This window comes from Acrocarpospora phusangensis, assembly GCF_016862995.1.
Classification (GTDB): Bacteria; Actinomycetota; Actinomycetes; order Streptosporangiales; family Streptosporangiaceae; genus Acrocarpospora; species Acrocarpospora phusangensis.
Genome location: NZ_BOOA01000154.1, coordinates 1 through 8,201 on the forward strand (window position 1 = coordinate 1; position 8,201 = coordinate 8,201).

Annotated in this window: 9 protein-coding genes; 6 read left to right on the forward strand and 3 right to left on the reverse strand. The window is 70.9% G+C overall.

What is annotated here, in order from left to right:
* The first annotated feature begins 65 nt into the window (after positions 1-65).
* Together Aph01nite_RS40145 and Aph01nite_RS40150 are read left to right on the forward strand one after the other, a co-directional pair.
* Positions 66-944 (forward strand): aldose 1-epimerase family protein, encoded by an 879-nt coding sequence (locus Aph01nite_RS40145; RefSeq protein ID WP_204046336.1) that lies wholly within the window; start codon positions 66-68, stop codon positions 942-944.
* Between the two features lie 10 nt (positions 945-954).
* Positions 955-1,941, forward strand: a complete 987-nt coding sequence (locus Aph01nite_RS40150; protein WP_204046337.1) for a phosphotransferase family protein — start codon at positions 955-957, stop codon at positions 1,939-1,941.
* Here the strand turns inward: Aph01nite_RS40150 and Aph01nite_RS40155 are convergent.
* Together Aph01nite_RS40155 and sigK are read right to left on the reverse strand one after the other, a co-directional pair.
* Positions 1,925-2,653 (reverse strand): anti-sigma factor, encoded by a 729-nt coding sequence (locus Aph01nite_RS40155; RefSeq protein ID WP_204046343.1) that lies wholly within the window; start codon positions 2,651-2,653, stop codon positions 1,925-1,927. The two genes, Aph01nite_RS40150 and Aph01nite_RS40155, sit on opposite strands and share 17 nt — an antisense overlap.
* Entirely contained in the window at positions 2,650-3,213 is a 564-nt protein-coding gene (sigK, locus tag Aph01nite_RS40160) for an ECF RNA polymerase sigma factor SigK (RefSeq protein WP_204046344.1), read from the reverse strand. The genes Aph01nite_RS40155 and sigK overlap by 4 nt, the downstream gene beginning before the upstream one ends.
* 141 nt (positions 3,214-3,354) lie before the next feature.
* Here sigK and Aph01nite_RS40165 point away from each other — a divergent pair, with 141 nt between their 5' ends.
* From Aph01nite_RS40165 to Aph01nite_RS40175, 3 genes are read left to right on the forward strand one after another with little or no spacing between them, the layout of a single operon-like run.
* The gene (locus Aph01nite_RS40165; RefSeq protein WP_204046338.1) at positions 3,355-4,611 is read left to right on the forward strand and encodes an FAD-dependent oxidoreductase; all 1,257 of its coding nucleotides are present in this window, start codon (positions 3,355-3,357) and stop codon (positions 4,609-4,611) included.
* An 11-nt stretch (positions 4,612-4,622) separates the two neighbouring features.
* Positions 4,623-5,957, forward strand: a complete 1,335-nt coding sequence (locus Aph01nite_RS40170) for a class II 3-deoxy-7-phosphoheptulonate synthase (protein ID WP_204046339.1) — start codon at positions 4,623-4,625, stop codon at positions 5,955-5,957.
* A 54-nt stretch (positions 5,958-6,011) separates the two neighbouring features.
* Entirely contained in the window at positions 6,012-6,797 is a 786-nt protein-coding gene (locus Aph01nite_RS40175) for an SAM-dependent methyltransferase (protein ID WP_204046340.1), read from the forward strand.
* Positions 6,798-6,854: 57 nt separating this feature from the next.
* On the opposite strand, the gene trxA is transcribed toward Aph01nite_RS40175, so the two are convergent.
* Positions 6,855-7,235 (reverse strand): thioredoxin, encoded by a 381-nt coding sequence (gene trxA / locus Aph01nite_RS40180; protein ID WP_204046341.1) that lies wholly within the window; start codon positions 7,233-7,235, stop codon positions 6,855-6,857.
* A gap of 339 nt (positions 7,236-7,574) precedes the next feature.
* On the opposite strand from trxA, the gene Aph01nite_RS40185 reads away from it, so the two are divergent.
* On the forward strand, positions 7,575-8,018 hold the full coding sequence (locus Aph01nite_RS40185) for an ester cyclase (RefSeq protein WP_239162343.1): 444 nt from the start codon (positions 7,575-7,577) through the stop codon (positions 8,016-8,018).
* Positions 8,019-8,201: the final 183 nt, after the last annotated feature.

The window sequence follows — 8,201 nt, forward strand, 5'->3', positions numbered from 1 at the left end:
GCCGGCTACGGGGCGGCCAAGCCCGCCGAGCCAGGGGCTCGGCCATAAGCACAGAAAGGACTTACGTGTCCCAGTTCACTCTTCTCGGCGGTGGTTATCGCGCCGATGTGACCGAGCTCGGCGGCGCCGTGCACGGGTTGTGGCGCGGCGACCGCGAGCTCATACCGAGCTGGCCGGAAGATGGCCCGATCCCCTTCTACAGCGGCACCGTTCTCGCGCCGTGGCCGAACCGGGTCGTGGGCGCCCGCTACGTCTTCGCGGACGAGTGCTTCGAACTGCCGGTGAACGAGCCCGACCGAGGGCACGCCCTGCACGGGTTCGTCTCGGACGTGCCCTGGACGGCGGTGGAGTTCGCCGCGATCGAGGACGAGCACGCGTTCATCCGGCTCACCCACACGCTGGAGCCGCGGCCGGGCTACCCGTACCGGCTGCGGTTCGAGCTGCGTCACGACCTGTCCGCGGAGGGCCTGAAGACCACGATGACGGCCGAGAACGTGGGCGAGGCCGCCGCGCCGTACGGCACGGGCCCGCACCCGTGGCTGCTGGCCGGCCCGGACGTGCGGGACTACGAGCTGGACCTCCCGGCCGGCCAGGTGCTGCTGGTGGACCAGCTGCTGGCGCCGGTCACGCTGGAGGACGTCACGTACACGCCGTACGACTTCCGCACGCCCCGGCGGATCGGCGAGACGGCCGTGGACCACGCCTTCACCGGCCTGGCCGAGGGGCGGGTACGGGTGCACGGCCCGGAGTGCGCCCTGGAGATGACGTGGGACGCCGGGGCGCTGCCCTGGGTGCAGATCTGCACCGGCACCGGGCTCGGCTTCCGCGGGCTGGCCGTCGAGCCGATGACCTGCCCGCCGGACGCGTACAACTCCGGCACCGACCTGATCGTGCTGAAGCCGGGCGACACCCACGAGGCCTCCTGGACCCTCGCCGTCAGCTAGGACCCCAATGATGGATAGCAGGACTAAACGGCGGCTCTCGGCCGCCGAGCTGGACGCCCTCGTGCTGTCCGCGCTGGGCGTCGGGATGGTCTCCTCCGAGGAGTTACCCGACGGCTTCGCCAACGCCGTCTGGCGGGTGGGCCTGGAGGACGGCCGGGACGTCGTGCTCAAGGTCGGGCCGCCGCCGGACCTGAAACTGCTCACCTACGAGCGGGACCTGCTGCGCACCGAGGCGATGGTCTACGACCTGGCCGCCGGCACCGGCCTCCCGATGCCGGAGCTGCTGCACGCCGGCTTCGACGACAGCCTGATCGGCGGCGACTACCTGATCCTGTCCGCCCTGGACGGCGAGCCCTGGAACCGCGTCGCGCTGGAGCCGGAGAAGGAGCGCGAGGTCCGCTTCGAGATCGGCCGCCTCCTGGCCGTCCTGCACTCCGTCCCGGACTCGGGCGTGTTCGGCTACCCGTACGCGGGACTGACCGGGAGCACCTGGCGGGAGGCGTTCCTGGTGATGGCGGGCGCGCTGCTGGACGACGCGGTGCACTACGCGACGCCGCTGCCGCTCTCCATCCTGGAGATCGCCCGCCTGTTCCACACCAGCGCCCCCGCGCTGGACGAGATCGTCACGCCCCGGCTGGTGCACTTCGACATCTGGCCGGGCAACGTCTTCCTCAAGGACGGCGGGATCGAGGCGCTCATCGATCACGAGCGCGCCTTCTGGGGCGACCCGCTGGCCGACTTCATCACCCCGACGATCTTCGGGGAGATCGACGGCGACGACCCGATGCTGGCCGGCTACCACGAGGCCGGCGGCGGGCGCGGCCTGTTCACCCACACCACCGAGGTCAGGGTCGCGCTCTACCGCGCCTACCTCGACCTGATCCTGCTGGTGGAGGACGGCCCCCGGCAGTACCCGGAGGAGTCCTACGCGCGGATCAGGACGCTGGCCACCGAGGACCTGGTCCGCGCCCTGGAGGTGCTCAGGCGAGCTTCGTGAGCAGGATCGGCGTGGTGGTGGGCTGCGGGGATCCACCCGCGGGCTCGACCGTCACGCCGAAACGCTCGGCCTCGCCTGGCACGGCCAGCGTCGCGGTCCTGACCCCGCCCCCGCCGTCCACCAGGCCGGCCGAGCGGATGCCGCCGGGCCCGATCAGCCACATCTGGTAGGTCTCGTCCGCCGGCAGCGCGGGCAGCTCCGAGGCGAACATGAGCCTCCCCCGGCCGGGCGAGACGACGATGGTGGCCTCGCCGCCGCCGGTCAGCGGCACCCGCCGGACCACGGCGTCCGGCGCGGCCAGCAGGTTCTCGGTCTCGGCCAGCGTGCGGTCCCGGTCCTGCGCGGTGCCGATGGCGTCGACCGCGACCACCCCGGCCGCCACGGCCGCGGCCGCCGACGCGGCGGCGAGCCCCACGGCCAGCCGGTAGCGCCAGCGCGGGGCGAGCGGCACCACGTTCTCCTCCCGGGCCCGTACCGGTCTCGGCGGCTCCTGCCGGACCTGGGCGATCTCGGCCATCACCCGCCGCTTCAGCGCCATCGGCGGCGGCTCGGCCACGCCCGCGGCCAGCCGCGCCGCGGTCTCCCGCAGCCCGCGCACCTCGTCCGCGCACGCCTCGCAGCGCGCCAGGTGCTCCTCGAACAACCCCTGATCCCGGTACGGCAGTGCGTTCAGCGCGTACGCCCCCGAGAGGGTGTGGAGGTCGTCGTTCATTTTTCCACCCCCATGCAGTCGCGCAGTCGAACCAGTCCGTCGCGCATTCGTGTCTTGACCGTGCCGAGCGGCACCCTGAGCAGCCCGGCCACCTCCGGATAGCTGTATCCCCCGTAGTACGCCATCGTGACCGCCTGGCGTTGCAGGTCGGTCAGGCCGTCGAGGCAGCGGCGCACCCGTTCGCCCTCCAGCCGGGTGGTCACCGCCTCGGCGACCTGGTCGTAGGCGACGTCACCCGCCATCCTGGCGGCCCGTTCCTCCCGGTCGGTGGCGGCCTGCGCCGACCTGACCCGGTCCACCGCGCGGCGGTGGGCCATGGTCAGCACCCAGGACAGGGCGGTCCCCCTGGCCGGGTCGAACCTGGCGGCCGTGCGCCAGACCTCGACCATGACCTCCTGGGCCACCTCCTCGGCCTGGGCCCGGTCCCGCAGGACCCGGCGGATCAGCCCGAAGACCTGGCCGCCGACGCGGTCGTACAACCGCTCGAAAGCCGCCTCGTCGCCGCGCGCGACCTCGCCCAGGAGCTCTTCGAGCCCGGGGCCGCGGCCCGTCGCGAGCATGGACACAACGTCGTTCACGGGGGCTATTCGCCGCCGGAGGCCGGGCGGATTGCCGGTTGCCGGGATTTTTCGCGGGTAGGCGCCTTCAGAGGAGCGAAGCGCATGTCACGATATGCACGACATTTCAAGGGGTGATGAATTATGTCGGACACCACCTGCGTCATCGCGGGCGGCGGGCCCGCGGGCGCGATGCTGGGCCTGCTGCTGGCCCGGGCCGGGATCGACGTCACGCTGCTGGAGAAGCACGACGACTTCCTGCGCGACTTCCGGGGCGACACCATCCACCCGTCCACGCTCCAGGTCCTGGACGAGCTCGGGCTCATGGGCGAGTTCCGGCGGCTGCCGTTCCACGCGCTGCCGTACCTGGCGGTGAGCACCGGGGACGGGATGATCCCGCTGGCCGACTTCCGGAAGCTGCCCGGGAAGTACCAGGAGATCGCGATGGTCCCGCAGTGGGAGTTCCTGAACATGATCACCACGGCGGCGGCCGAGTACCCGGGCTTCCGGCTGGTCATGCGGGCCGAGGCGTACGACGTGATCAGGGACGGCGCGGCCGTGCGCGGCGTGCGCTACCGGGAGGACGGCCGGGAGCGGGAGATCCGGGCGGCGCTCACCGTCGCGGCCGACGGGCGGAGCTCCACCCTGCGGCGGGCGGTCGGGTTCGAGCCGCGTGAGCTGGGCGCGCCGATGGACGTGGCCTGGTTCCGGCTGGACCGCGCCGACGGCGACCCGGTGGAGATGTTCCTGCGGCCGGGCGTCGGCGTCGGCATGGTCGCGATCAACCGGCGCGACTACTGGCAGCTGGCCTACCTCATCCCCAAGGGCGGCTACGAGGAGCTCAAGGCCGCCGGGATCGAGCGCTTCCGGGCCACCGTCAAGGAACTGCTGCCGTTCACCCGGCCGGACCACCTGACCTTCGACGACGTGAGCGTGCTCACGGTGGCCGTGAACCGGCTGAGCCGGTGGCACCTGCCGGGGTTCCTGGTGATCGGCGACGCCGCGCACGCCATGTCCCCCATCGGCGGCGTCGGCATCAACCTGGCCGTGCAGGACGCGGTCGCCGCGGCCAACCTCCTGGCCGGGCCGATGGCCAGGGCCGAGCGGCGCCGGCGGCCGGTGCTGGACCCGGTGCCCGACTCGCTGCTGGCCCGCGTGCAGTGGCGGCGCATGTACCCGACGATGGCCACCCAGTTCCTCCAGCTGCGCATCCAGAACCAGGTCATCGCCCGGGTGCTGTCCGGCGAGGACTACGTCAGCGGATTCGGCGACGCCCTTCAGGCCGTCCCGGATCCGGCGAAGGCGCTGGCCGGACGGGTGATCGGCCTGGGCTTCCTGCCGGAACACGTACGGTCTCACCAGGTGGACAAGCGGGCGGTGACGGTGGACACGTTGCAATAACCTGGTGTGTCGTGAGCGCACTCAACCTCGACACATGGCGTGACCTGCCCGCCGCGCAGCAGCCCGAGTGGCCCGAGCGGGCCGAGCTGGACCGGGTGGTGACCGAGCTCAAGGGCCTGCCGCCGCTGGTCTTCGCCGGCGAGTGCGACCAGCTCAAGAACGAGCTGGCCGCGGTCGCCCGGGGCGAGGCCTTCGTGCTGCAGGGCGGCGACTGCGCCGAGACCTTCGCCGGGGCCACCGCCGACAACGTGCGGAACAAGCTCAAGACGCTGCTCCAGATGGCCATCGTGCTGACCTACGCGGGCCGGGTGCCGGTCGTCAAGATCGGCCGCCTGGCCGGGCAGTTCGCCAAGCCGCGCTCCAAGAACACCGAGATCCGCCAGGGGGTGGAGCTGCCGGCCTACCGGGGGGACATGGTCAACGGCTTCGACTTCACCCCCGAGGCCCGGGTTCCCGACCCGGGCCGCCTGCTGCGCGCTTACCACTCCTCGGCGGTCACGCTCAACCTGGCCCGCGCCTTCACCAAGGGCGGCTACGCCGACCTGCGCCAGGTGCACGCCTGGAACCAGGACTTCGTGGCGGGTTCCCCCGCCGGGCAGCGCTACGAGCAGCTGGCCAGGGAGATCGACCACGCGCTGGCCTTCATGCGCGCCTGCGGGGCCGAGCCAGAAGAATTCCACACCGTTGAGTTCTATTCCTCGCACGAGGCCCTGATCCTCGACTACGACCACGCGCTGACCCGGATCGACTCCCGCACCGGGCAGCCGTACGACGTGTCCGCGCACATGGTCTGGATCGGCGAGCGCACCCGGCAGCTGGACGGCGCGCACGTGGAGTTCTTCAGCAAGATCCGCAACCCGATCGGGGTGAAGCTGGGCCCGGCCACCACGCCGGAGGAGGCGCTCACCCTGGTCGAGAAGCTCAACCCCGACAACGAGCCGGGGCGGCTCACCTTCATCAGCCGGATGGGCGCGGGCAAGGTCCGCGACGCGCTGCCCATCCTGGTGGAGAAGATCGCCGCCAGCGGCGCCACGGTGGCCTGGGTGTGCGACCCCATGCACGGCAACACCTTCGAGGCGGCCGGCGGCTACAAGACCCGCCGCCTGGACGACGTGCTGGACGAGGTGGCCGGCTTCTTCGAGGTGCACCGCGCGCTGGGCACCCACCCGGGAGGCATCCACATCGAGTTCACCGGCGACGACGTGACCGAGTGCGTCGGCGGCGGCCACCCGATCGTGGAAGGCGACCTGGCCCTGCGGTACGAGACGGCGTGCGACCCGCGGCTCAACCGGGGGCAGTCACTGGATCTGGCTTTTCGGGTGGCCGAACTGTACAGGGCCCAATGACGATATTTACCGGTTTCGCCGTATGATCGTCTCTCCGCTGTCAGGGGAGTACAGATGACCCAGCCGCCTCCCGGCGTCGACCCGAACACGCCGAACGTGGCCCGCATTTATGACTACCACCTCGGGGGCAAGGACAACTTCGCCTCCGACCGGGCCGCCGCGGAACAGATGACACGCCTCTTCCCCGACGTCCGGGCGGCGGCACGGGAGAATCGCGCTTTCCTGGCCAGGACCGTGCACTGCCTGGTCGAGGCCGGCATCCGGCAGATCGTGGACATCGGCTCCGGCCTGCCCACGCAGGGCAACGTGCACGAGATCGCGCACCGCCTCGCGCCGGACTGCAAGGTGGTGTACGTCGACTACGACCCGGTCGTGGTCGCGCACGGCCAGGCCCTGCTCAGCCGCGGCGAGAACGTGGAGGTGGTCAGGAGCGACGTCCGCGACCCCGACGAGCTGCTGGCCGCCGTGGGCCGGGAGATCGACTTCGACCGGCCGGTGGCGTTCCTGCTCTTCGCGATCCTGCACTTCGTCCACGAGGCGGACAAGCCGTACGAGATCCTGGCGCGGCTGCGGGACGTGAGCGCGCCGGGCAGCTACCTGGCGATCAGCCACGCCACCGACTCGCTGCCGGACGTGAGCGCCGAGGCGCTGGAGATCTACAAGAAGGCCACCGCGTCGCTGGCGCTGCGCAGCCGCGAGGAGATCCTGCCGTTCTTCGACGGGTACGAGCTGCTCGAACCCGGCCTGGTCGCGCCCCGGGACTGGCGGCCGGACGCCGACGACCCGCTGCCCGACACACACGCCTCGGTCGGCTTCGGCGGGGTCGGCCGCAAGCTCTGAGACGAACGAAACAGGGGGCCCTCCTTCCGGAGGGCCCCCTGTTTCGTTGGAACTCGCTCAGCCGCTCTGCTTCTGGGCCTCGTCCAGCTCCGCGCCGATCTCCGCGCGGATGGCGTCCATGTCCAGCGCCCGCAGCTGGCCGATCAGGTCCTCGAGCGCCGCCCCCGGCAGGGCTCCCGCCTGGGAGAACACCACGATGCCGTCCCGGATCGCCATGATCGTCGGAATCGCGGTGATGTTGAACCCCTGCGCCAGCTCGGGCTGCGCCTCGGTGTCGATCTTGCCGAACGCGATGTCCCCATGCTGCTCGGAAGCCTTCTCGAAGATCGGGGCGAACGTCCGGCACGGGCCGCACCACGACGCCCAGAAGTCGAGCAGGACGATCCCGCTGTCCGCGACCTCATTGAAGTTCTTCTCGGTTACCTCGATCGTCGCCACGCACGACTCCCTTCTTCATCGGACACAACCATGTGCCCCCGTCAGGCATTCCATGCCCCGGGTGCCGCAGACTTCTAAGCGAGAACCCTAGAGGAGGAGGGGCCATGCTCCCCGGATGCGGCTCGTGCCAGTGCAGCGATGAGATCCTGTCCACCCTCAAACCCCCGCGGATCACCCAGCTCGGCTGACCCCGGCGCGATGGGCGTCCCCGGCGGGCCGGAGGCGCCCATCGGCGCTCACGCACCTTTGGTCCGCGCACGACGCGATGATAACCGGCTGCTGACCACCCGCTGCGTAGCGTGGAGAGGTATCTGGATCCTGATCGGCCTGGGGACATCCGTGTGCACACGCTGGGACGTCAAACACAAGCTGAGCGTCGCGATCAACACCCACGACGTGGCGGGGGTGCTGGCCTGCTACAGCCCGGACGCCGTCTACGTCTCGCCGTCGGGCATCGCGGAGGGCCATGACCAGATCGCCTGGCACTACGAGCAGATCTTCGGGGGATTCCCGGACTTTCACGCGACGGCGTGGAACGAACTCGAGCAGCTGGACAACCCCGCCATCACCGAATGGACCTACACCGGCACGCACACGGGGCCCATCCTGTTGCCGGACGGGCGGGAGATACCGGGCACGGGCCGGAGGATCACCGTGCGCGCGACCTGCGCCGCGCACATCGAGGGCGGGAAGATCGTCACCCATCGCGAGTACTTCGACCAGCTGGAGCTGTACAGCCAGCTCGGTTTCGGCTTGACGGGCGTCGATCCGGCCCCGATTTGACGATCCTCGAAGCCGGCTCGCCCGGCCGCTGCCGGATCACTGGAGCCGGCGTCACGGACAGGCCCGGTCAACCGGCGGCATCCGCTCGGCGCCGGGCCCGTCCCAAGCGCATCCGCTGTTTTCGCCGCCGGGTCAGATACTGAACCCGCCGTCGACGGTCAGCAGCGCGCCCGTGATGTAGGC

Excerpts from the sequence above, each read along its gene's own strand:
- Aph01nite_RS40150 (WP_204046337.1), top strand. The coding sequence starts at position 955 with ATGGATAGCAGGACTAAACGGCGGCTCTCGGCCGCCGAGCTGGACGCC.
- Aph01nite_RS40155 (WP_204046343.1), bottom strand. The coding sequence starts at position 2,653 with ATGAACGACGACCTCCACACCCTCTCGGGGGCGTACGCGCTGAACGCA.
- sigK (WP_204046344.1), bottom strand. The coding sequence starts at position 3,213 with ATGCTCGCGACGGGCCGCGGCCCCGGGCTCGAAGAGCTCCTGGGCGAG.
- Aph01nite_RS40165 (WP_204046338.1), top strand. The coding sequence starts at position 3,355 with ATGTCGGACACCACCTGCGTCATCGCGGGCGGCGGGCCCGCGGGCGCG.
- Aph01nite_RS40175 (WP_204046340.1), top strand. The coding sequence starts at position 6,012 with ATGACCCAGCCGCCTCCCGGCGTCGACCCGAACACGCCGAACGTGGCC.